15 protein-coding genes, 1 tRNA gene and 1 pseudogene are annotated in these 22,210 nt (G+C 65.4%); 4 read left to right on the plus strand and 13 right to left on the minus strand.

Annotated features, from left to right (window positions below; genetic code table 11):
• Positions 1-454 precede the first annotated feature (454 nt).
• Complete coding sequence (locus E4J93_RS01165; protein WP_147587663.1) at positions 455-2,206, minus strand: hypothetical protein; 1,752 nt, start codon at positions 2,204-2,206, stop codon at positions 455-457.
• Between the two features lie 283 nt (positions 2,207-2,489).
• Complete coding sequence (locus tag E4J93_RS01170; RefSeq protein ID WP_255431858.1) at positions 2,490-3,530, minus strand: branched-chain amino acid aminotransferase; 1,041 nt, start codon at positions 3,528-3,530, stop codon at positions 2,490-2,492.
• A 224-nt stretch (positions 3,531-3,754) separates the two neighbouring features.
• On the opposite strand from E4J93_RS01170, the gene cysE reads away from it, so the two are divergent.
• On the plus strand, positions 3,755-4,498 hold the full coding sequence (gene cysE / locus E4J93_RS01175; RefSeq protein ID WP_147587665.1) for a serine O-acetyltransferase: 744 nt from the start codon (positions 3,755-3,757) through the stop codon (positions 4,496-4,498).
• Between the two features lie 164 nt (positions 4,499-4,662).
• Here cysE and E4J93_RS01180 read toward each other — a convergent pair whose 3' ends face one another.
• The 6 genes from E4J93_RS01180 to E4J93_RS01210 form a co-directional block, all read right to left on the minus strand.
• A complete protein-coding gene (locus E4J93_RS01180; protein ID WP_187231564.1) occupies positions 4,663-6,546 on the minus strand; it encodes an ABC transporter ATP-binding protein in 1,884 nt (627 codons plus the stop codon).
• Positions 6,547-6,607: 61 nt separating this feature from the next.
• Positions 6,608-8,341, minus strand: coding sequence for an ABC transporter ATP-binding protein (locus E4J93_RS01185; RefSeq protein ID WP_147587666.1), 1,734 nt, complete (start codon positions 8,339-8,341; stop codon positions 6,608-6,610).
• Between the two features lie 125 nt (positions 8,342-8,466).
• Entirely contained in the window at positions 8,467-8,922 is a 456-nt protein-coding gene (locus E4J93_RS01190; protein ID WP_147587800.1) for a MarR family winged helix-turn-helix transcriptional regulator, read from the minus strand.
• Positions 8,923-9,110: 188 nt separating this feature from the next.
• On the minus strand, positions 9,111-9,407 hold the full coding sequence (locus tag E4J93_RS01195) for a CDP-alcohol phosphatidyltransferase (protein ID WP_147587667.1): 297 nt from the start codon (positions 9,405-9,407) through the stop codon (positions 9,111-9,113).
• Between the two features lie 228 nt (positions 9,408-9,635).
• Entirely contained in the window at positions 9,636-10,274 is a 639-nt protein-coding gene (locus E4J93_RS01200; RefSeq protein ID WP_147587668.1) for a DedA family protein, read from the minus strand.
• Positions 10,275-11,027: 753 nt separating this feature from the next.
• Complete coding sequence (locus E4J93_RS01210) at positions 11,028-12,086, minus strand: YeiH family protein (RefSeq protein ID WP_147587670.1); 1,059 nt, start codon at positions 12,084-12,086, stop codon at positions 11,028-11,030.
• Between the two features lie 195 nt (positions 12,087-12,281).
• Here E4J93_RS01210 and E4J93_RS01215 point away from each other — a divergent pair, with 195 nt between their 5' ends.
• The 3 genes from E4J93_RS01215 (at position 12,282) to E4J93_RS01225 (ending at position 15,552) form a co-directional block, all read left to right on the plus strand.
• Positions 12,282-13,235 (plus strand): LysR family transcriptional regulator, encoded by a 954-nt coding sequence (locus E4J93_RS01215; RefSeq protein WP_255431860.1) that lies wholly within the window; start codon positions 12,282-12,284, stop codon positions 13,233-13,235.
• A 200-nt stretch (positions 13,236-13,435) separates the two neighbouring features.
• Entirely contained in the window at positions 13,436-14,560 is a 1,125-nt protein-coding gene (locus tag E4J93_RS01220; protein ID WP_147587671.1) for a LacI family DNA-binding transcriptional regulator, read from the plus strand.
• Positions 14,561-14,688: 128 nt separating this feature from the next.
• Positions 14,689-15,552: an asparagine synthase-related protein gene (locus tag E4J93_RS01225; protein ID WP_147587672.1), complete on the plus strand. Its 864-nt coding sequence runs from the start codon at positions 14,689-14,691 to the stop codon at positions 15,550-15,552.
• 156 nt (positions 15,553-15,708) lie between these two features.
• Here the strand turns inward: E4J93_RS01225 and E4J93_RS01230 are convergent.
• From E4J93_RS01230 to E4J93_RS01255, 5 genes and pseudogenes are all read right to left on the minus strand, one after another.
• Positions 15,709-16,743 (minus strand): annotated as a pseudogene (locus E4J93_RS01230) (ROK family protein).
• Between the two features lie 284 nt (positions 16,744-17,027).
• Positions 17,028-17,103: transfer RNA gene (locus E4J93_RS01240), tRNA-Arg, on the minus strand.
• 180 nt (positions 17,104-17,283) lie between these two features.
• Positions 17,284-18,636, minus strand: a complete 1,353-nt coding sequence (locus E4J93_RS01245) for a M18 family aminopeptidase (protein WP_187231551.1) — start codon at positions 18,634-18,636, stop codon at positions 17,284-17,286.
• A gap of 134 nt (positions 18,637-18,770) precedes the next feature.
• Positions 18,771-19,130, minus strand: a complete 360-nt coding sequence (locus E4J93_RS01250; protein ID WP_147587675.1) for a hydrogenase maturation nickel metallochaperone HypA — start codon at positions 19,128-19,130, stop codon at positions 18,771-18,773.
• Positions 19,131-19,274: 144 nt separating this feature from the next.
• Positions 19,275-22,070 (minus strand): FAD-dependent oxidoreductase, encoded by a 2,796-nt coding sequence (locus E4J93_RS01255; RefSeq protein WP_187231565.1) that lies wholly within the window; start codon positions 22,068-22,070, stop codon positions 19,275-19,277.
• Positions 22,071-22,210: the final 140 nt, after the last annotated feature.

Below are 22,210 nucleotides of genomic sequence, written 5' to 3' on the forward strand. Positions count from 1 at the left end.
TCAAGGTACGCGCCGGGCGGTCCTCCTCGGAGCCGCGCGGCGGGGATTAATAATGCCATAGCGCCCGGGGGCCGTCCAGGGCGGCGGCGCTCCTCCACGAGACGTACACAACTGGGTGCCCGGGCGTCCCGGAGGGGCTGCGCTGGCCGCCCCTCCCATGCCGGGGGCTGTTCACAGACAGGGGATCCCCGCGCCCGCTAAACCTTCCCCGCCTAGGAGGTCCCTGGCGGGGCGCCCCGGTGCACGGCGCGACCGGGCCCACGTCGCCGCAGCCCCCTTTATGGCGGAACGGGCGCCAGCAAACGAAAGAAAGGGGCCCTCCCGCCAGGAGGACCCCTTCCGTGGCACCGATGTCGCCATCAGCCGCCTATCTATATATATGAAAAACTCCCGTCTGCGATATTGCACGCAGACGGGAGTTCACTGTAAAGACCCTGCGGCAGCTGACGCCTTGCTACGAATGGTCGGCATCGCCTTCGTCGCGGCCCAGGGCGACGGCCGCGGTACCCGCAGCAGAGAGAACAGTGGCTGCGATAGCCGCCACGCCTGCCATGTCGAACGTCTGCGGCAGCGCCTCTGCCCTAGCGACGTCGCTGGCGTCCGGGGCGGGCTCGGCCGCGATCTGCTGCTCGACCTTGGTCCACTTGGCCGCCACATATATATCAGTGGTGACGGGAGCGCTCGGATCGAACTGCTCGCCATAAGTGCGCGTCGCACGGTCGTACAGATACCAGCCATCAAACGCATAGCCCTCATACACCGGAGCCGCAGGCAGCTGATGCGCATCGGCGAACGCGGCATTGCGTGCAACTACGAACTCGGTATTAGGAGTAAGGGGGTCGTAGTCGTCAAATACCACCGCAAACTGCTGAGCGCTTTCGGGGGCGTCTTCGCCGGACTGTTCGGCTCCCGCACCCGGAACCATCTCGACCTCGGGCGTAGGATCGACTTCGGGCTTCGAGGACCCGGCATCATCGCCTTGGCCCAAGCCCTCGCTCTGGCCAGGAGCGTCGGCATCTCCCTGGTCCGTGGGTCCATTTTCGATGTCACCCGGCGTTCCCTGCAAGTCGTTGTCGTCCTGGGGAAGCTCGGGGAGCACGTCGTTTCCGGGGCCGTTTTGCGGACGCTCGGAATCACCCTCGATAGCACCATGATCCTGGCCATCGCCCTCGGGCGCCTCCGTGTCAGTGGAGCCGTTGCCGGCACCGGCATCCGGGGCCTGATCCGTGGCCCCCTGATCCGTATCGGTATTGGCATCGGGATTCTGGGGCGTCTCCGGCTCATTGGGCGTAGGCGGCACGATGGGAGCCTGCTGCTCGGCCTCGTGCTGCTCGACATATCCAAGGCAGACGCGCTTCTCCTGCTTATAGCGATTCACGTAGCCTGCGGCATACGCATGATTTTTCCCTGCTCCCGAGGAGAAGTAATCGATCACGGCGTCGCATAGCGCGGTGACCATCTCGCGGTCGCTCATGCCCTCGTTAAGCTTGGCCGCAGTGAAGAACTTTTGGACGCCGCCCGAGCCATAGAGGTTGCACATACCCCATGCGAGGCCCTTCACGCAGTCCGCACGGCCGCTGATATCGACGCCGTAGGTCGAAGCGAGCAACCGCTCGACGGGCTTGTAGTAGTTATTGTAGGAATAGCCATCCTGCAGTGCGGCGAATTCCTGGGGGTCCGCGGCATAGGCTGCATGCCATGCATCGTTAGCCAAGCGGCCGATCTCTGTAAGGGCCTTGTTCGCGCTGTCGTAGATAGGAGCCGTCTTCAGTTCGTCGCCGCGCTCGACCACGGCTTGGAACATGCTGTACTTGACCGGGTCGTAGCTATAGACCGACTCGATGAACGGCACGAGCGCATAACGGCGATCGAACTGGTAGTACCCCATCGCGTTATAGCCGTCGCCGTATGAAAAGCCCTGATCGTAGTTGCAATTACTCTCGAACCGCGTGAAATACTTCATCTCGTCCGAGATAGCCGCCACGGCGCGGGTGTCCACCGCGGCGAGCTCTATGGCAACCTGCGACATCGAACCGTTATCGAACTCATCCGTACGATCGAAATCGCTCGGAGCCGGCAGGTTGCGCTGCGCAGCATCCTCCGCCTGGCCGCTCGCGGTGGTAGCAAGGGCGGGAACGCTCAGGCATCCAAACGTAAGCGTGAGCGTGAGTCCTGCGACGACCGCTTTGTTGCGGGGCTTTGCCATGTATCCTCCTTGATCTGATCCCCATGGGATCGAGCGTGCTTAAGAGCGTACCCAGGCCATTTTCCCGGACTGGTGTAGACCAGTATGGCAAGAGGCTCCGTGGCGCACAAGAAACAACCCGGCCCGCTCGAAAAAATCCACGGGCACCTTTCCGAGCGCTGGAACGAGGGGGTTCCGACAGCGGCGTCCAAGCCGGCATGCGAAGCGCGGAGCCTCTTTGAGGCGATGGCCCGAATACCCCGGAACCCCGCATGCCGGCCGCGCGCAATCGAGGCAAGCGCTCTTACGAGCAGATGGTGCGGACCCATCCATGCACGTCCTCGATGGTACCCGCCTGAATGCCCGTGAGCGTCTCGCGCAAGCGCCTCATCACCGGACCAGACGACTCGTGCCCATCCTCGAACACAACGACCGTATCGCCGTCGTGGATTTCGCCCACGGGACTAATGACCGCCGCCGTACCACACAGACCGCACTCGACGAAGGCGCCCGAAACCACCTCGGTCCACGCAACCGGTCGCTCGTCCACCGCGATACCCAGGTCCTGCGCCACCTGCACCAGCGAACGGCGCGTGATGGACGGCAGGATGGAATCGGTGTGCGAGACCGGCACCACCAGCACGCCGTCCCTATCCACGAACAGCACGTTCGCTCCGCCGGTCTCCTCCACGTACGTACGGGACTCCGAATCGAGATACAGGTTCTCGGCATAGCCGGCCGCATGGGCGTCCATACCGGGCTTGAGGCTCATCGCGTAGTTGAGGCCCGCCTTGATGTTGCCCGTACCATGGGGCGCCGCGCGATCATAGGGCGATACGCACAGCTTCACCGCCGTGTCACCGCCCTTGAAGTACGGCCCGACCGGCGTCACAAGGATGCGGAACTGGTACTCGGTCGCGGGTTTGACGCCGATGACGTCGCCCGTGGCGATCATGAGCGGGCGCACGTACAGGGTCGCGCCCGAACCGAACGGCGGAACCCAGGCGGCGTTCGCGCGCACCACCTGCTCGACCGCCTCGACGAACCGGTCCTGTGGAAAGGCGGGCATGACCAGGCGCTCGGCTGAATCGGCCATGCGCTGGGCATTCATATCCGGTCGAAAGCACACGATGCGGCCATCTTGCGTCGTATAGGCCTTGAGCCCCTCGAAGACCTCCTGGCAATAGTGAAAGATTCCCGCGCATTCCGAAAGCGCGATGGTATGGTCGCTCGTCAGGGCCCCTTCGTCCCACGCCCCGTCCTTGTAATTGGACACGTAGCTGTAGTCCGTCTTTCGATAGCTGAAATCCAGGCTCCCCCAGTCCAAGTCCTTCTTCTCCGTCATCACAGGTCTCCCCTTCTCATATATACGGGTGCACGGAACGCGCGCCGCCCGACCAACCGTTGGTGGCCATTCTACCCAGTACGCCCGCGCGCGGCGGCATGCCCTTTATTTTGCTAAAGCTGTTTGCGCACCCGAAACATTCGGCAAGCGCGATGCACGCGGCGCGAGGGCTGAGTTGTTAAACCCTAGTGATTCTCTCGACTTTAGAGACATATGTCGCTACCATGGCTTCATTCGAACGAGCCTATAGAAATCGAGACGCGATGAGCTTTATCACCACCATCCGCGAGGACATCAAGACGGTGCAGTCACACGACCCCGCAGCGCAGAGCGCGCTGGTCATCTTCCTCTCCTATCCCGGCCTGCACGCAAAGTGGGCCCATACCCCCGAACACTGGCTGTGGAACCACGGCATGTGCGGCCTGGCGCGGGTGATGTCGCAGCTCACGCGATTCTTCACCGGCGTCGAGATCCATCCCGCCGCGCAGATCGGGCGCCGCCTCTTCATCGACCACGCCATGGGCGTGGTAATAGGCGAGACCACGGTGGTAGGCGACGACTGCGTTCTATACCAGGGCGTCACGCTGGGAGGCACCGGCAAGGAAACCGGAAAGCGCCATCCCACGCTGGGCGACCGCGTCACGGTGGGCACGGGCGCCAAGGTCCTGGGCAACATCCAGATCGGTGACGATGTCAAAATCGGCGGCAACTCCGTGGTGGTAAAGGACGTGCCGGCCGAATCCACCGTGGTGGGCGTTCCGGGGCGCGTGGTGCGCCGCGCCGGCTGCCGCGTGCTGGGCGACACGCTCGACGCGCGCGACCATCGCGAGAGCATGCCCGACCCCGTGCAAGAGCAATCCCTCATCAACCGCGAGTGCATCGCCGGGAACCAGCGCCGCATCTGCGAACTCGAACGCCAGGTGGCCGAGCTCACCGCGCTCGTGCGGCAGCTCGCCGAAGAGCGATAGCGGCGGTCGCGGCGGGCTGCTCGCCCGGCACCTGCATGTCCGGCGCCAGCCACGCAGATAGGCGTATGCGCCAACAACCAACCCATATGCAACGACGGCGCCCGGAATACACCGGGCGCCGTCGTTTGATGCGGCAGATTACTGTCTTGAAACTCAGGGCGCGCCTACATGAACTGCGAGCGATACAGCTCGGCGTAGGCGCCGTCGGCCGCAAGCAGCTCGGCATGGGTACCCTGCTCGATGATCGTGCCCGACTCCATCACCAAGATGAGGTCGGCATCCACGATGGTGGACAGGCGATGTGCGATCACGAAGCTCGTGCGGCCGTGCATGAGCGCCTCCATCGCACGGACAATCGCCTGCTCGGTGCGCGTATCCACGCTCGACGTGGCCTCATCCAAAATGAGGATCTTGGGGTCGCACAGCATCGCGCGGGCGATGGTGAGCAGCTGCCGTTGGCCCTGGCTGATGTTCTCGGCATCGTTGGCCACGTGCGTATCGTAACCGTGCGGCATCGTGCGCACGAAGAAATCCACATGCGCCGCGCGCGCCGCGCATTCGATCTCGTCGCGGGTAGCATCGGGCTTGCCATACGCGATGTTCTCCGCGATAGTGCCGTCGAACAGCCATGCGTCCTGCAGCACCATACCGAAGTTGCTGCGCAGCTCGCCGCGGTCCATCTGGCGCGTATCGACGCCGTCGAGCGTGATATGGCCGCCGTCGACCTCGTAGAAGCGCATGAGCAGGTTGATAAGCGTCGTCTTGCCCGCACCCGTAGCACCCACGATCGCGATCTTCTGACCAGGCTCCGCCGTGAACGATACGTCGCGCATGAGCGGCTTGTCCGGCGCATAGCCGAAGCGCACATGCTGGAAGTCGATGCGCCCCTGCACCGGGCGGCTCACGTGTGCCGCCAACGCGGGCGCGGGCTCGGGATCGATCTCGGGCTCGTCGAGAATGTCGAACACGCGCTCCACCGAGGCGAGCGCGCTCTGCAGCGTGTTGATGGTCATGGACATCTGCGTAAGCGGCTCGGATGCTTGGTTGATGTACTGGAAGAACGCCTGGAAGATGCCGATGGTGATCTGCCCCGCGATAAGCATGCCGCAGCCGATAACCGCGATGGCCACCTGCGACAGACGGCCGATGAATCGAATGGCCGGGCCCGTGGCGTTGGTGAGGAAGTCGGCGCGGCGGCTCGAATCGGCGAGCTTCTGCGCCAGGTCGTGGATCTCTTCGGAGCTCTGGCGCTCGCGGTTGAACGCACGAATGACCACGCGGCCGCTATAGGCTTCCTCCACGGCGCCCGTGAGATGACCCACCCACTTCTGGCGCTCAGCCGCGAGCTCGAGGTTGCGGCGCGCCGTGAGCTTGGTCACCAGCACCGAAAGCAGCGAGAACGCCAGGAAGACGCAGGCCAGCAGCGGACTGTAGACGAACATCATCACCACGGCGCCGGTCACGCCGCCGATAGCCATGAGCAGGCGCAGCAAGCCGGTCTGCAGCACCTCGGACATCTTATCGAGGTCGTTGGTGGCGCGGCTCACCACCTCGCCGGGACGGTGCGCGTCGAAGAACGCCAACGGCAAGCGGTTCATCTTGGCCGCGAGCTTGTTGCGCAACGACAGGTTGAGCCGCTCGGCAAAGCCGGCCATCACGAAGCACTGCACGGTATAGAAGACCGCTGCAAGCGTCCAGACCGCCAGGTAGACCACGATGGCGCGCCCGCCGGTCTCCCAGCCCACGGTAAACGAGCGGCCCTGCGCGAAGGCATCTTGGATGTTCGCCCACAGGATGTCGATGACGCGCGCCGAAAACGCCGGCGCCGCTACCGAGAACCCCGTGTACAGCACGATGGAGATAAGTACGAGGACGAAGCGCCAGTGCTGATCTTTGGCCTCGTGCCACAGCCGGGCCACCGTGCGCTTGATGTCGCGCGGCACCTCGGGCGCATCGTCGTCGGACCGGGCGCCGTCGGCCCCGCCCGTCGACGCGGGCGATGCCTCCTCGCGGGTCTCCTCCGCATGCGCCGCCGCCTCGCGAACCATCTGCCCTTCCAGTTGCTCGACCTGGTCCAGGCCGTTCATCTTGTCGAATTGCTCCGCCACGTTACTCGCCTCCCTTCATCTGCGAACGAGCGATATCTTGATACACCGCGCAGGTCTCCATGAGCTCCTCGTGCGTGCCCTTGCCCTCGATATGGCCGTCCTTCAGCACGATGATCTGATCGGCATGCAGGATGGTTGAGATGCGTTGGGCGATGATGAGCACGGCCGCGTCGCTCGTCTCGGGAACCAAGGCGCGGCGCAGGGCCGCATCGGTCTTGAAATCCAGCGCGGAAAAGCTGTCATCGAAGATATACAGGTCAGCGCGCTTCATGAGCGCACGGGCGATGGACAGGCGCTGGCGCTGTCCGCCCGAGAAGTTGGCGCCGCCCTGGGCCACGGGCGACTCGAGTCCCTGGGGCAGATCGAACACGAACTCGCTTTGCGCCACCGTGAGCGCGTGGCGCATGGCATCCTCGTCGGCATCCTCGTTGCCGTAGCGAAGGTTGCTCGCCACCGTGCCGGAGAACAGCCAGGCTTTCTGCGGCACGTACGAGATGGCGCCGCGCAGCTCGTGCTGCGGCAGGTCGCGAACGTCGGCACCGCAGAAGCGCACCGCGCCGCCCGTCACGTCATGCAGGCGCAGCAGCATCTTGGCGATGGTCGACTTGCCCGAACCGGTCGAGCCGATGATGGCCGTCGTCTGCCCGCGCTTGCAGGCAAAGCTGAGGTCGTGCAGGGTGTCCTCGTCTGCATCGTCGAAGCGGAAGGAGGCGTGGTCGAACACGGCCACGTCCTCGGACGCGCGGTCCGCCTCCGCAGCACCCGCGCGCTCTCCCGCCCCGTCCACGATCTCGGGCTCAAGGTCGATAACGGCGGCGGCACGATCCAGGCACGCCTTGGCGCGCGGCAGCGTGAGCGCCACGATCTGCGCCATCATAACGAAGAAGAGGATGAGCATCGCGTATTCGAGCACCGCCGTGACGCTGGCGATCTGCATCGCATGCGCGCCCACGCGGTTGCCGCCCAGCCACAACAGGGCGACCTCGGCGATGTTCATGAAGAAGAACGCCGAGCAATCAAGCCCCGCGAACAGCAGGTTCACCTTGATGGCGCGGTCGGCATAGCTCGTGAAGACCTCGTCCAGGCGGCGCTCGGCATGGCGCTCCTTGTTGAAGGCGCGGATCACGCGGGCGCCAACGATGCTCTCGCGCAGCACCACGTTCATGCGGTCGATGAGCTTTTGCAGGCTCATGAAGATGGGCGCCGCCTTGGCCACCGTCACCACGGCGATGGCGAGCACGATGGCCACGACCACCGCCAGCAGGATGCCCATCTGGTAGTCGATCATGCACGCCATGACGATGCCCGCCACCGACAGGAACGGAACGGGCAGCACGAGCTGAATCGTGGCGATGATGGACTGCTGGATCACGTTGGCGTCGTTGAGCGTGCGGGTGATCATGGAGCCCGTGCCGAAGCGCTCGAAATCGCTGCTCGAGAACTGCAGCGACGCGTCGTAGACGGCGTTGCGGATGTCGCGCGCCACGTTGGACGCGAGTTTGGCCGCCAGGTACGCTCCGGTCATGGCGCCGCCGCTCGCCAGCAGCGAGGCGCCCAGCATGGCCAGGCCCCCGCGCACGATGTAGTCGAAATCGCCCGTGCCGATGCCCGTGTTGATCATGTCGGCGAGCATCGTGGGCACCAGCAGCGTGCCCACGTTATCGATGAAGAGCACCAGCAGCGTGACCGCCACCAGCGCACGATAGGGTTTCATGAATCGAAATAGCAGCTTCATACGCATCTCCTCCTTGCGGCGGCGCCAGGCGCTCGCCCCTCCCTCTACCTGCGGGCCATGCCCCGCTGCCGCGCGCGCTGCAGCCGATCGAGCCGAACAGCCCGCAGCCGCGCGGATACGGCGCGCTACCCGCGGCCCTCGTTCATGCTCGTGAACTCGGCGTCGAGCGCCTCGGTGTACTTGTGCGCCAGCTCGAGCAGGGTTGCGCGCTCGTCCGCCGTAAGCGTGCAGAAGGCGCGGCGCTCGGCCTCGATGCCGGGCACGATGTTCTCCTTCGCAAAGACCACGCCGGCGGGCGTGAGCGACGCCTGCTTGCTCTTGCGGCTGCCGGGCTCGAACGAAAGCTCGATGAGCTCGCGCGACTCCAGCGACTTGAGCGCCGAGTTGATGGTCTGCTTGCTGTACGACCAGGCGATGGCGATGCTGCGCAGCGATGCCGTACCACCCGCGCACACCAGCTCGTACAGCATCCAGTACGCGCAGCTCGACAACCCGCAGCTCCGGGCGAACTGCCCGTATAGGCGGTCGGCCGCGTTGTAGAGGTAGTCGAGTTGTGCCGGGCTATCGATATCTGCAGCCAAGGTGCTCCCCTTCTCCCAAACCTTCACGTTTTATCCGATTTCGGACATAGAGCAGAATACTACCGCGCAAGAATCTCGGTCAACAACCTGGCAGAGGTTACGCGACGGCAACAAAAACGGCCCCGGTGCCAGGGCACCAGGGCCGAAAAGGGGGGACGAAGCATGCGCGGGCGCTACTCGGGGCGCACTCAGCCTTCCTGGATGGAGGCGTAGAACGTGGCGTCCGGGAAGAGGTCGTGGACGCTCTTGCCGTCGTGCCACGGCAGCTCGATGAGCTCGGACAGCGTGGTGACGAGCTCGGAGCAATCGCTGAAGCGACCCTTGGGGTTGAGCTTCTCGCAATCCTGCACGCGCCAGTACCCATCGGTGTGGGTGACGTAATACTCATGGCCGTCGACATCCATGAATACGCGGGTCTTGGAGCGCAGATAAGTCAGCAGCTCCTCAAACGAAAACGCAAGGGTATCGTCTGCTTTCAATCCCATGGCTGCCTCCTTGGCGTCAGACGCCCGCACGGGCGTGTGGGTAACTTTGCTTACCTCACAGTTAACGCCCGCGCGCTTACACAATCATGATGAAATTGGCAGACGGTATCCCTGTTCGAGCAACGGTAGCAAGACGCCCGCGAACGTAGCGAGCGGCGCCGAAATTATTCCGGCGCCGCTCGCGTAAGGGCAGCTCATTTAGAGATTTGATGCATGTAGCCGCACGGTTTATTTGGTAGTGTCCTTCTCCTTCATGGCGGGAACGATGCGCTTGACGACCCACCAGGCAATAACGGCGACCGCCGCGACGATGATGACGATCTTCACCACGTCGGAAACCCACTCGGCCTGCGCGGTGACCTGCTCCCAGGCGCCGCCGGCCCAAAAGCCCAGCGTGCACAGGATGGCGTTCCACACCAGCGAGCCCGCCAGCGTGTACAGGGCGAAGCGGACCATGTTCATCTTGGCGGTGCCGGCGGGAATGGAGATGAGGCTGCGTACCACCGGGATGCAACGGCAGATGAGCACGGTGATCTGACCCTTGCGGTCGAACCAGCCGATGGCGCTGGCCACGTCGTCGGACTTGAAGCCCAGCATGCGCATGGGCTTGGTGTCGAAGAAGCCCTCGAGGCGCTCCTGCGACAGCAAGCGGCCGATGCCGTACAGGAAGTAGGCGCCCACCACCGAACCCACGGTGGCGAAGATAATGACACCGGGCAGCGTCATGTCGGTCTGCGTAGCCAGGAAACCCGAAAGCGGCAAGATGAGCTCGCTGGGAATGGGCGGGAAAACGTTTTCGAACAGGATGAGCGCGGCTACGGCAAGGTAGCCGAACTGGCTGATAAACGAGAAGAATGCCTCTTGCATGGATGTGCCTTTCGGTCGATGTGCCCGAAATATGATACGTGCCCCATGCGAAAAGCAGTCCACTTTGACGGAAACATGACAATTCGCCTGCAGACTTACCATATCTGCGACGGTGGCGTTCACCGCTTCGAACAAGGCCCCGCAACGGCCGTGCCGCCAATTGAAACCGCAGCGATTTTGCTGCGGGCCGCGGCCGGCCTCGCCCCCCGCCCGCGCCGGCATAGGGGCCAGCGACGCGCCGTTGCCTCAATTTGCATAAGAGTCCAACGTTCGTGCATGCAAAATTCAGCGCTTTGTCCCAGCAGCGCGCATTCTCGCTCGAGAGCGCAAGGCCATGGCAGCAATTGTCGATTTTGAGTCTTCAAGAGGCCCTGCGGGCGCCGTTCACGAGCGGTGCGAGACGGTTGCGGCCCTCGGCACGGTGGAAAAGCCTGGCTCAACGGCCGCCGGTCCCATCATTCGCTCCATTTTTGTTGTCATATGTTTCTTATTCCTCAGGTTGAGCTTTATTCATAGCGGTTTTCACTCTGCCAAAAGACTCAAAACCTGCATCTAGTGACAACAAGGCCAGAGCCCAATCGAGAACCAGCAAAGACGAGCCGCAATCCGGACCGCTGCAGCACAAAAACAGAGGGGCGGACGGCGCCTGCCGGCGCCGTCCGCCCCTCTGCTGGAACCAAATCCGCCACGCAAGTCCACCCTATCGGATGAATCCTCGCCGCGGCACAGCGGCACGAACCGGTGCGGCCCGCGCTACCAGATGCCCAGCATGCTCTGCATGCCCAGGCTTACCAGCGTGATGGCGATCCAACAGCACAGGCCCATGAAGATGGGCTTGCCGCCGGTCTTTACCAGCTTGACCACGTCGGTGTTGAAGCCGATAGCGGCCATGGCCATGACGATGAAGAACTTCGAGAGCGTCTTGATGGGCGCCGTCACCGCAACGGGTAGCGCGAATACCGTGGTGATGATGCTGGCCAGCACGAAGAAGAGGATGAAGAACGGGAAGATCTTCTTGATATCGAAGGTACCGGCCGCCTGGCCCGTGCCCTCACCTGCCTCTGCGGCGCGCTTGGCCTTACGGACCTGCAGGAACGCAAGTCCCAGCGTGATGGGGATGATGGCGAGCGTACGCGTGAGCTTCACGATGGTGGCGTGGTCGAGCGCGTTGGATCCGGGATGCATGCCGTCCCATGCCGCCGCGGCGGCCGTCACCGAGGAGGTGTCGTTGACCGCGGTGCCGGCGAACAGACCGAAGCCCTCGTTGGTCATGCCGAGCATGCTGCCGAGCGTGGGGAAGATGAGCGCTGCGAGAATGTTGAAGAGGAAGATGACGCTGATGGCCTGCGCGATCTCTTCGTCATCGGCGTCGATGACGGGCGCCGTGGCAGCGATGGCCGAGCCGCCGCAGATGGAGGAGCCCACGCCCACCAGCGTGGAGATCTTCGTGGGAACCTTCATGGCACGATGCAGCACGTAGGATACGACGAGCGACGTGGTGATGGTGGCTACGATGATGGGCAGCGACTTCGCACCGACCTTGGCGATCTCTCCCAAGTTGAGGCCAAAGCCCAGCAGGATGACCGCATACTGGAGAATCTTCTTCGACGTGTACTTGATACCCGCCGAGGTGGCCTCGGCCACGCCCGGACGACGGCGCAGAAGGGTTGCCAGCACCATGCCGATGAGGATGGCGAACACCGGGCCGCCGATAACCTCGAACTGCTTACCCAGCAACCATGCCGGCACGGCGATGACCAGCGCCAACGCGACGCCGCGCCACAGGTCTTTGAAATCCTTGATGAGCTCCATGTTTCCATACCTTTCCGGGGCCGCGCCCCCTGCGTTGCGAGATGGGACCCGCCGTCTCGTCATGGCTGCAGCGCCGCCGGGGGATGGGACGGCGGCGCTGCAGCCACGGCGGGCCACGAGCCGTCTATTCAAGCTAGGCTCTATCGTATGACCACGCTTTATAATGGGAAGTATCGTTTTGATTATCGTTGCATCATGATTTGTTATGAGGCGGATATGCTCGACTATCGCACGCATACTTTTTTAGAGGTCTACCGGCAACGGAGCTTCACGCGCGCGGCCGCGGCACTGCTGATCACGCAGCCCGCGGTGTCGCAGCACATCCGGCAGCTCGAAGCGCACTACGGCTGCGAGCTGTTTTCCAAAACGAGCCGCGGCGTCGAGCCAACGCCTGCGGGCGACCTGCTCTACCAGCGGCTCCTTACGATCGAAAACGACGAGGCGCGCATGCGCGACGAAGCTGCGGCGCTCGCGGCGGGCACGGCGTGCGAGGTTACCGCGGACGCGCCGCTGCACTTCGGCTGCACCCGCACCATCGCCGACTACGTGGCTCCGCGGCTCGTGGCGGCGCACCTGCAGGCGCATCCGCACGCGGAGGTGGCGCTGGTTGCCGGCAACACGCGCGACCTGGTGGCGGCACTCGATCGAGGAGATATCGACTTCGCCCTGGTGGAGGGATCGTTTGATCGCGACCACTTCGCGTTTGCCACCCTTTCGAGCGAGCGATACTGCGCCGTGGCGTCGGGTGCGGCAAGCGGGGTCGCCGTCAAGCGGACGTCGATTCGCGACCTGCTGGGCGAGCGCCTCATCCTGCGTGAAGCGGGGTCGGGTACGCGCGAGATCTTGGAGAAGCACCTGGCGGCACGCGACCTCGCGCTCGGGGATTTCGCGGGCATAGTGGAGCTCGAGAGCATTCCCGCCATCAAAGCGTGCGTGCAGGCAGGCGCCGGAATCACGTTTATGTACCGCGTGGCGGTGGAGGACGAGCTGGCCCGCGGCGAGCTTGTTGACATCACGCCGCGCGACTTCCATATCGAACACGATTTCTGCCTTATCTGGCAGCGCGGAAGCCTGTATGGCCCGCGCTACCGCTCCCTGTGCGATGGCTGGCGCGCCGAGCTGACGCAGTCCGATGCGATGCGCGGATAGGCGCCGAGGTCCGGGTGTCGAAAACGGGGCGCGCCCGACAGGGCACAGGGTGTGCCGAAACCGCTCCGCCGGGGCACAAGCGCTCCAAGATAGCGCCAACACGAGGATGCACGCCGACCGCAGGCTGCAGGGCGCTCCGCCCCACCCGTGGTACACTGGATGCGCTATTGAAACGTATCAATATGGGAGTCGAACGCCCTATGGCACACGTCACCATCCAAGATGTCGCGCGCGCGGCCCACGTCTCGCTGGGCACGGTTTCGAACGCCATCAACCATCCGGGCAAGCTTCGCCCCGAGACCCTCGCGCGCGTACGTGACGCCATGGCCGAGCTGGGCTTTCTACCCAACCAGAGCGCGCGCATGCTGGCCGGTGGCCGCAACGCGTCCTTCGGTCTGGTGCTCCCCCGCCTCGACCACGGCTTTAGCCTGCAGATCGCCAACGGCGCGCACAGCGAAGCGCGGCGCCATGGGTACGGCCTGCTCATAGCCAACGCAGACGAGGACCTCGACCTCGAACAGGACTACCTGCGCTACTTCATGGGCACGCAGATGTCGGGCATCCTCGTGCAACCGCTTACCGGCAAGGACTGGAGCCCACGGGCCGGCGTGCTGCCCATCCCCGTGGTGTACCTCGATACCCATTCCGATCTTCCAGGCTACTTCGTTGCCGCGGACAACGTCGCCCAGGGGCGCCTCATCGCCGAACACGCCATCTCCCTGCGTGCCCGTCGCATCGCCGTGGTGGGACAGGCCGAGGACCCCGCCCTCGAGCGACGCATCGAGGGCGTCCGCGAAGTTGCGCGCAAATATCCGGACGTTGACTTTCAGCATCTCGATGAGGGCGCTTGGAACCTCGCGCGCGACGGCTACATGATCGGCAGCCGTTTGGCAGCCGATCCGGAGGACACGCGGCCGGACTTCGTGCTCGCGCTCACCGACGTCCTGGCGACGGGCGTGATCGCGGGCATCCAGGATGCGGGCCTTGCGGTGCCGGACGATATTGCCGTCGCGGGCTGCGACGGCAACCCCCTGGCCTGGAGCGGCGGCGTCCCGCTCACCACGTGCGCCCCCGCCGGCTACGAGATCGGGCGGCGCGGCGTTCAGTTCCTTATCGAGCAGATCGAGCAGCAGAAGGAGGCGCGGGCCGCCGCGGAACGCGACGCCGAGGCCGCGGTAGCTACAACCTCGCGCGAATCGACGGAAGACCCTTGTCGCCGTTCGCTCGTCCGCCCCTTCCTCCTTGCGCGGCAAAGCACCGTCCGAACGAGCGGCGGCACGAAGCCCGCAGCCCAGCCCGGCCTCGATCTTGGCACGTATCTGTAGGGAGCGGGGCGCCCGCGATGCGCCATGCGCGCATGCACGTCCACCCGTATCGGATGTGTGCACCGCCGCCACGCCGGCCGCCTATCATTTTGCTTTTTTCTGCCAGCGTCATCGCGAAGGAACGCACCATGGCGACCCCTGCATCAACAACAACGCTCCACGACGCCGCGCCCTCCGCGCTCCATCCGAAGCTCGATCGGCTCATGGATCACATCCGGGGCCTTGGATCGATCGGCCTGGGCTTTTCGGGCGGCGTGGACAGCACGTTCCTCGCCGCGGTCTGCGCGCGCTGCGCGTGCGAACGCACCACGCTCTTTCATCTTGATACGCCGTTCGCCGGCACGCCCGAAGCCGAGGCGTTCGAACGCTCGCTCGACATGATCGGCCTGCCCGTGGTGCGCATACCGCTCGACCCCCTGGACGACGAGCGCGTCGCACGCAACGAACACGAACGCTGCTACCACTGCAAGCTGCTCGGCTTTCGCGCCATCGTGCGGGCCGCGGCCGAGCGCGGCATCGACGCCGTGCTCGAGGGCAGCAACGCCGACGACATAGAGGAGACGCGACCGGGCACGCGCGCACTGCGCGAACTGGGAGTGCGCGCGCCGCTACGCGAGCTCGGATGGCGCAAGGCCGAAGAGCGCGCTGTGCTGCGTGCCTGGGAATTCGCAAATTGGGACCTTCCGGCAGGCGCCTGCCTGGCCACGCGCGTGGCGTGCGGAGAGCCGTTGACGCGCGCTGCCCTCGATATCGTGCGCGCCTGCGAGGACGAGCTGCACGCGCTCGGATGCCAGCAGGTGCGTCTGCGCCTGCACGCGGGGAGCTCGCATGTGGCCGCCAGCGAGCGCGACCTCGAGCGGCTGCGCGCCACGGGATGCCCGTCCGGAGTCGACGGCGGCGTCGACCTGGCGCCCGGACTGCTCGCGCGCCTGCGCAGCCTGGGCGCACCCGGCCTCGAGGCGCGCGTCCGCCCGTATCGGTACGGCGCGTAGCGCGCGACACGGGCTCGGTGCTCGGGGACGGGATGGCACCCGGCGGCGTGCAATGGCGCTGAAAAACGGCCCGACCTCGACATGCGAGACCGGGCCGCAAACGCGCGATATGAAACCATGGCGCACCAACGCGCCGACGGGTCGATCGATTCGAGCCTACTCCTCGCCCGCCAGGCTCTCGAGCAGCTGAAACGCCTGGTACGCCGCACCCAGCGCGCCGGCATCGTTGCCCAGCGTGGCACGGCGCAGCACATAGCGGCCGCGGACCGCCGGGAACACGCGCTCGGCCAGGCGCTCGGCGAGCGGCTCCATAAGCAGGTCGCCCGCGTGCGACAGGCCGCCGCCCACGATGACCTCCTGCGGATCAACCACGCACATGATGGATGCCAGGCCGTCCGCCAGATAATCCACCGTGATATCGCGCGCCTGCACCGCGAGGGACTCGCCGGCAGCCACCAGGTCGAACACCTCTTTGCCCTCGGTAAAGCCGCGCGGATCGCCCGCCGCGTCGTACAGGTCGTTGGCCGTCTTCACGAAGCCGGTTGCCGAGCAATAGCACTCGAGGCAGTTGGTCTTACCGCAGCCGCACCGGCGCGTGTCGTGGCCCTTCACGGGCATGTGACCCACCTCGCCGGCGCACCCGTGACGGCCGTTGAGCACGCGGCCGTCCACGATGACTCCGCCGCCCACGCCCGTGCCGAGCGTGACGAACACCGCGGTGCCGTTGCTGCAGGTCTCGTCACCGCCCATCCAGGTCTCGCCCAGAGCGGCGGCGTTGGCATCGTTCAGCAGGGTGACCGGCAGTCCCGTGGCCTCGTGCAGGAGCTCGGCCAGCGGCATCTGAGATCACCCCAGGTTGACGGCGCGCTCGACCATGCCTTCGCACACCGGACCGGGCACGCCCACGCCGATAGCGAGGGCCGCTTCGCCCGTCTGGGCGAGCTCGGCGTTCTTCGCCACGAGCTGCGCCGCGATGTCAGCGGGAATCGAGGCGCCGGCGTCCGCCGTGTTCGTGGGGATCGCCCAGTGCTCGCAGATGGTCCCCGCCTCGTCGATCACCGAGAACTTGATCGTGGTTCCGCCCACGTCGACACCGAACACGCACGCCATGCGTACCATCTCCCCTTTACATGAACGGCCGCGCGCCACAGCGGGCAAGCGGCCGTATCGCCGTTGCAGTATGCGCCCCATTGTATCGCCGCCGTTCTTCGATGCGCGCGATGCATGCCGCGGGCGACGATATGCTTCGGCCAGAGCGCATGGGAACGGACTGCGATCGGTCCCGGCGCCAGGAAAGCGCGCAGAGGAGCCGCGCCGCTCAACGAGGATTCGACCAGTCCATCTGGCCCACCACGGCAAAGCCAACCTGTCGTTCGTTATTTCTTTCACCCCTTTTCACCCCACCGAGATGAAGGAGGAAGGATGAATACAAAAACAGGCCAGAGGAAACACGTCCTCTGGCCTGCGATTTTACATGGTGCCCCCGGGCGGATTCGAACCGTCGACACCCGCTTTAGGAGAGCGGTGCTCTATCCCCTGAGCTACGGAGGCAACTGCGGCGACGTATGTCGCGGCATCTGTGTATTCTAACCGTTTTTCGCACGCAAGAACAGGGCGCACGTCAATCTCCCGAAAGCTCGACTCGACGGTAGTCCAGCGGCGACAGGCCGCGCGGACGGCGGCGGCACGCCGGCTCGAAGCGGCCAGACGGCGGGTCGCTGCCGTCCGTCCTTACGCGCTCACCAGCTCGAAGCCATGCGCCCCGTCGATACGGATATCGGTGCCGAAGAACGCCTGCATCGCGCGAATCGTCAGATCGACGTCGCGCGTGCCCGCCGTCTCGTAGGACGAGTGCATCGCCAGCTGCGGGCAGCCCATGTCGACCGCGTGCATGCTCGCCTGCATGTTCGACAGGTTGCCCAGCGTGGAGCCGCCGGCCATGTCGCTGCGGTTCGCGAAGGTCTGGAACGGCACGTCGGCGCGGCGGCACAGAGCCACAAAGACCGCACGGCTGAACGCGTCGCTGCAATAGTGCTGGTTGGCCGCCTCCTTGATCACCGGGCCGCCGTTGAGGACGCAGCTGTTCTGCGCATCGTGCAGGCTCGGGCTGTTGGGATGCAGCGCATGAGCGTTGTCGCAGCTCACAAGCATCGAGCGCGACAGTGCGCGGCGGTATTCGCCCTCGTCCATATCGAGCGCCGCCATGAGGCGCACAAGAACGTCGGGCAGGAAGGTGGACATGGCGCCCTGCTTGGTGTTGGAGCCCACCTCCTCGTTGTCGAAGCAGCAGTACACCGTCACGCACGCGCTGTTCGCCGCCGTGAGGAACCCTTCGAGCGAGGTGTACGCGCACATGAGGTCGTCGATGCGCGGCGAGGAGACGAACTCGTCGGCCGCGCCCCACACGCGCGCCTGCTGGCGGTTGACGAGGAAGAGGTCGGATGCGAGCACCTGCTCGGGCTCGGCGCCCACGGCATGGGCCACCAGCGCGTCGAGGCTGCCCTCGCCCAACACGCCGGCAGAGACCAGCGGGCAGAGGTCGCCCGCCCGATTGGGGGCGAAGCCGCCGTTCACATCCCTGTTGAGGTGGATCGCCACGCTCGGGATGATGGCGATGTCGCGGTCCAGATGGACCAGATGGCTCATCACCGCGCCGTCCTCCTCGACCAGCGCTCGGCCAGCGATGCCCAGCGGGCGGTCGAACCAGGTGTAGTCCATCATGCCGCCGTACGCCTCGACGTTGAGGCGGCGATACTCGGCGGGGCCGGCAAGCTCGCCCGCGCTCTTGATCTTGAACGTGGGCGAATCGCCATGCGACGCGGCGAGCTGGAAATGGAAGCGGTCGCGTACGGCGAGCGCGCGGGCGCCCACGCGGAAGGCGATGATGCTCGAACCGTTACGCGTGACGTAATACGAGCCGCCGGGCTCCACCTCCCAAGAGGCGCCTTCGGGCAGCTCCGTGAAGCCCACGGCCTCAAGGCGCGCAGCGATGGCGGCCGTCGTGTGGAACATGCTGGGACAGCCCTCGATGAACCGCAGCATATCCTGAGCAGCCTGTACCTCGTGAGCGTCGATGGCCTCCATGCCGTCCTCCTGTCTCGCGCCCGCGCGCGACCCGATGTATGCACCTGGTGCAGTTATACAGCAAAAGCCGCTCGCGCGGGCGCGGGAGCGGCTGAAACGAAGGCCTTCATGCAAGCCGGCGCGCGGCCGGCGCCTTAGACGGGTTCCTCGTCCGGGGTGGCGATCTCCTTGATCAGGGTCTCGTTGCCCTGGAGCAGGTAGGTGCGGTCGCTGCTGCAGCGCGGGCAGATGCGCCCGTGCTCGACGGTGCCGTACGCGGCGCCGCACGCCTCGCACCGCGTGATGGCGGGAATCTCCTCGACCACCAGCTCGGCCCCGCGCATAAGGTCCTTCTTATCGCACGCCCAGCGCCAGCAGTCGGCCAGGTAGTCGGGCAGAATGCCGGACACCTCGCCCAGCTCCAGCGTCACGCTGGACACGCGGTGGATGTTGTTCTGGCGCGCCACGTCCTCGACGCTGCGAATGATATGGAAAACGATGCCGAGCTCGTGCATCAACAACTCCTCGTACAACCTCGCTGCGACGGCATACGCCCAGCCGTCAACTGGCAGATACGCCGGACCGACCCGGGCCGGCGGGACGAGGGTCTCAGAAAAGTGCCTGTCCCTTTTCTGAGACCGGGGTCCCGAAACGGCGGGTTACTTCGATCCCTTTTTTCCGAAGCGGATCTTCATCTCGCGCTTGAGGGCATATTTCGCCAGCGACGGAAGCTTCTTCTCGTACTTCACCATGCGGCTGGCCTCGGGATGCTCGCGATGCAGGTGGATCGCGTCGAACGCGCACTTGGTGGTGCACAGGCCGCAGCCGATGCACTTGTTCTCGTCCACGATGGACGCGCCGCAGCCCAGGCAGCGAGCGGTCTCGGCGCGCACCTGCTCCTCGGTGAAGGTCTCCAGGTACTCGCGGAACGGCTCGGCCTTCTCGCGGGCGTAGTTGTGCACGGCGTCGCCACGGCTGGCGGTGTCGTAGCTCTCGAGCTTCACGTCGTCCTTGTTGAGCTCGCGGTAGGCGCGCGGGTTGCGGCCGATGGTGAGCGTGGCGTCCCGCACGAAGCGATGCAGCGAGACGGCGGCCTCGTGGCCGGCGGCGATGGCGTCGATCGCGAACTTGGGACCGGTGTAGACGTCGCCGCCCACGAAGATATCGGGCTGCGCGGTCTGGTAGGTCTTGGGGTCGGCGACGGCACCCTGGCCGCGGCCGAGCTCGACGGCCTCGCCGTCCAGCAGGTTGCCCCACACGATGGACTGGCCGATGGAGAACACAACGCGGTCGGCCGCGACGGTGCGCAGCTCGCTTTCGTCGTACGTCGGGTCGAAGCGGCCCTCGTCGTTGAAGACGCGCAGGCAGCGCTTGAAGACGATCTCCTTCACGCGGCCGTCCTCGCCGGCGCGGACCTCGACCGGGCCCCAACCGCAGGAGATGTGCACGCCGTCCTCGTTGGCCTCCATGACCTCCTCCGTGCTGGCGGGCATGTCTTCGGAGCTCTCGAGGCAGAACATCTCGACGTGCTCGGAGCCCAGGCGTGCGGCGGTGCGGGCCACATCGATGGCCACGTTGCCGCCGCCCACCACGACGGTGCGGCCGGGCATAGGCTCGGCGGTGCCGCCGTTCTCCTGCTGCTCGGCCACGTGGCGCAGGAAGTCAACGGCCACGGACACGCCCTCGGCGTCCTGGCCGGCGATGCCGGGCAGGCGGCCGCCCTGGCAGCCGATGGCGACGTAGAAGGCCTTGAAGCCCTCCTCGCGCAGCTGGGCGAGCGTCACATCGCGGCCGACCTCGACGCCGTAGCGGAACTCGGCGCCCATCTCGCGGATGATGTCGACCTCGGCCTCGATGACGTCCTTCTCCAGCTTGTAGCTGGGGATGCCGTAGGTGAGCATGCCGCCCGGGCGGTTGCTCTTCTCGAAGACCACGGGCTTGTAGCCCTTCTCGGCCAGGTAGAACGCGCAGGACAGGCCGGCGGGGCCTGCGCCGATGATGGCGATCTTCTCGCCGAAGCCGCCGCTGGTGGACGGCGCCACCACGGGCGGGATGTAGCGGGTCTCGGCGTCCAGGTCGCGCTGGGCGATGAACTTCTTCACCTCGTCGATGGCGATGGCGGCGTCGATGCGCCCGCGGGTGCAGGCGTCCTCGCAGCGGCGGTTGCAGATGCGGCCGCAGATGGCCGGCAGCGGGTTCTCGCGCTTGATGAGCGCCAGGGCGTCGGTGTAGCGGCCCTGGGCGGCAAGCTTGAGATAGCCCTGGACGGCGATGTGCGCCGGGCAGGCCGTCTTGCAGGGCGCGGTACCCGTGTCATAGGTCTCGATTCGGTTCTTGTTGCGGTAGTCCGGGCTCCACTTCTCGGGCCCCCACTTCACCGCGTCCGGCAGCTCCTGCTTGGGATACTCGGGCACCTCGCCCGTGCTGGCCGCGCAGAGCTTCTGGCCGAGCTTCACCGCGCCGGCGGGGCAGACCTCGACGCAGCGCCCGCACGCGACGCACTTCTCGGTCTCGGTGCGGGCAACGTAGGCGGAGCGGGACAGGTTGGGCGTGTTGAACAGCTGCGAGGTGCGCAGGGCGTAGCACACGTTGACGTTGCAGTTGCAGATGGCGAAGATCTTGTTCTCGCCGTCGATGTTGGTGATCTGGTGCACGAAGCCGTTGTCCTCGGCGCGCTGCAGGATCTCGTAGACCTCGTCGCGCGTGATGTAGCGGCCGCGGTCGGTCTCGACGATGTAGTCGGCCATGTCGCCCACGGCGATGCACCAGTCGCTGGGGTCGTCGCCGCAGCCCTGGCCCAGGCGGGCGCGGCTCATGCGGCACGAGCAGGGGCTCGCCGCGTACTTGCCCTCGTACTTATCGAGCCAGTGCTCGATGTGCTCCACGGAGACCGACTGGTTCTCGGTCTCGATGGCCTTCTCCACCGGGATGACGTGCAGGCCCACGCCGCCGCCTCCCATGGGCACCATGGGCGCCGCCTTGGCCAGCGCGTTCTTGGAGGACTGCTCGAAGAACTTGGCCATGACGGGATGCTCGTCGAGCTGGGACTGGCGCATGTTCATGAACTCCGCGGAGCCCGGCACCAGCATGGGCAGAACCCACTGCTTGGTGCGCGTAGGGTTCTCCCAGTTGTACTCGATCAGGCCGATGTAGCTCATCTCGTCCATGAGCTTCTCGAGCGGCTCGGCGTCCATGCCGGTGACCTTCACCATGTCGTCGAGCGTATAGGGCTTGCGCATCTTCATCTTGAGCAGGACGTCGGCCATCTCGTCGGTGGCGGCGGCGTCGAACGCCCAGTACTCGTAGGGCAGCAGCTGGTCGCGCTTGAGCATGCGGTTGGTGCAGTGCTCGCACAGCGCCACGATCTTGGGGCGCGGGTTGTCGGGCAGCGGCGGGACGAACTCGGCGCCGATATCCGGCTCGCAGCAGCTGATGCCGGGGCCGTTCACCACGATCTTTTCGGGCTCTTGGGACATGTACCTCTCCTTATGATTCGCGCGCCGCAGGCGTCGGCGCGTTCTGGAACGGGGGTCTCGAAAAGGGGACAGGCACGAAATCGAGACCTGTCTGCAACGGGTCCGCCGGGGCGAAGCGT

The organism is Collinsella sp. BA40 (assembly GCF_008014645.1).
Lineage (GTDB): Bacteria > Actinomycetota > Coriobacteriia > Coriobacteriales > Coriobacteriaceae > Collinsella.

Excerpts from the sequence above, each read along its gene's own strand:
- E4J93_RS01200 (WP_147587668.1), bottom strand. The coding sequence starts at position 10,274 with ATGCAAGAGGCATTCTTCTCGTTTATCAGCCAGTTCGGCTACCTTGCC.
- E4J93_RS01185 (WP_147587666.1), bottom strand. The coding sequence starts at position 8,341 with ATGAAGCTGCTATTTCGATTCATGAAACCCTATCGTGCGCTGGTGGCG.
- E4J93_RS01210 (WP_147587670.1), bottom strand. The coding sequence starts at position 12,086 with ATGGAGCTCATCAAGGATTTCAAAGACCTGTGGCGCGGCGTCGCGTTG.
- E4J93_RS01195 (WP_147587667.1), bottom strand. The coding sequence starts at position 9,407 with ATGGGATTGAAAGCAGACGATACCCTTGCGTTTTCGTTTGAGGAGCTG.
- E4J93_RS01180 (WP_187231564.1), bottom strand. The coding sequence starts at position 6,546 with ATGGTTCGCGAGGCGGCGGCGCATGCGGAGGAGACCCGCGAGGAGGCA.
- E4J93_RS01250 (WP_147587675.1), bottom strand. The coding sequence starts at position 19,130 with ATGCACGAGCTCGGCATCGTTTTCCATATCATTCGCAGCGTCGAGGAC.
- cysE (WP_147587665.1), top strand. The coding sequence starts at position 3,755 with ATGGCTTCATTCGAACGAGCCTATAGAAATCGAGACGCGATGAGCTTT.
- E4J93_RS01220 (WP_147587671.1), top strand. The coding sequence starts at position 13,436 with ATGGCACACGTCACCATCCAAGATGTCGCGCGCGCGGCCCACGTCTCG.
- E4J93_RS01170 (WP_255431858.1), bottom strand. The coding sequence starts at position 3,530 with ATGACGGAGAAGAAGGACTTGGACTGGGGGAGCCTGGATTTCAGCTAT.
- E4J93_RS01245 (WP_187231551.1), bottom strand. The coding sequence starts at position 18,636 with ATGGAGGCCATCGACGCTCACGAGGTACAGGCTGCTCAGGATATGCTG.
- E4J93_RS01225 (WP_147587672.1), top strand. The coding sequence starts at position 14,689 with ATGGCGACCCCTGCATCAACAACAACGCTCCACGACGCCGCGCCCTCC.
- E4J93_RS01215 (WP_255431860.1), top strand. The coding sequence starts at position 12,282 with ATGATTTGTTATGAGGCGGATATGCTCGACTATCGCACGCATACTTTT.
- E4J93_RS01165 (WP_147587663.1), bottom strand. The coding sequence starts at position 2,206 with ATGGCAAAGCCCCGCAACAAAGCGGTCGTCGCAGGACTCACGCTCACG.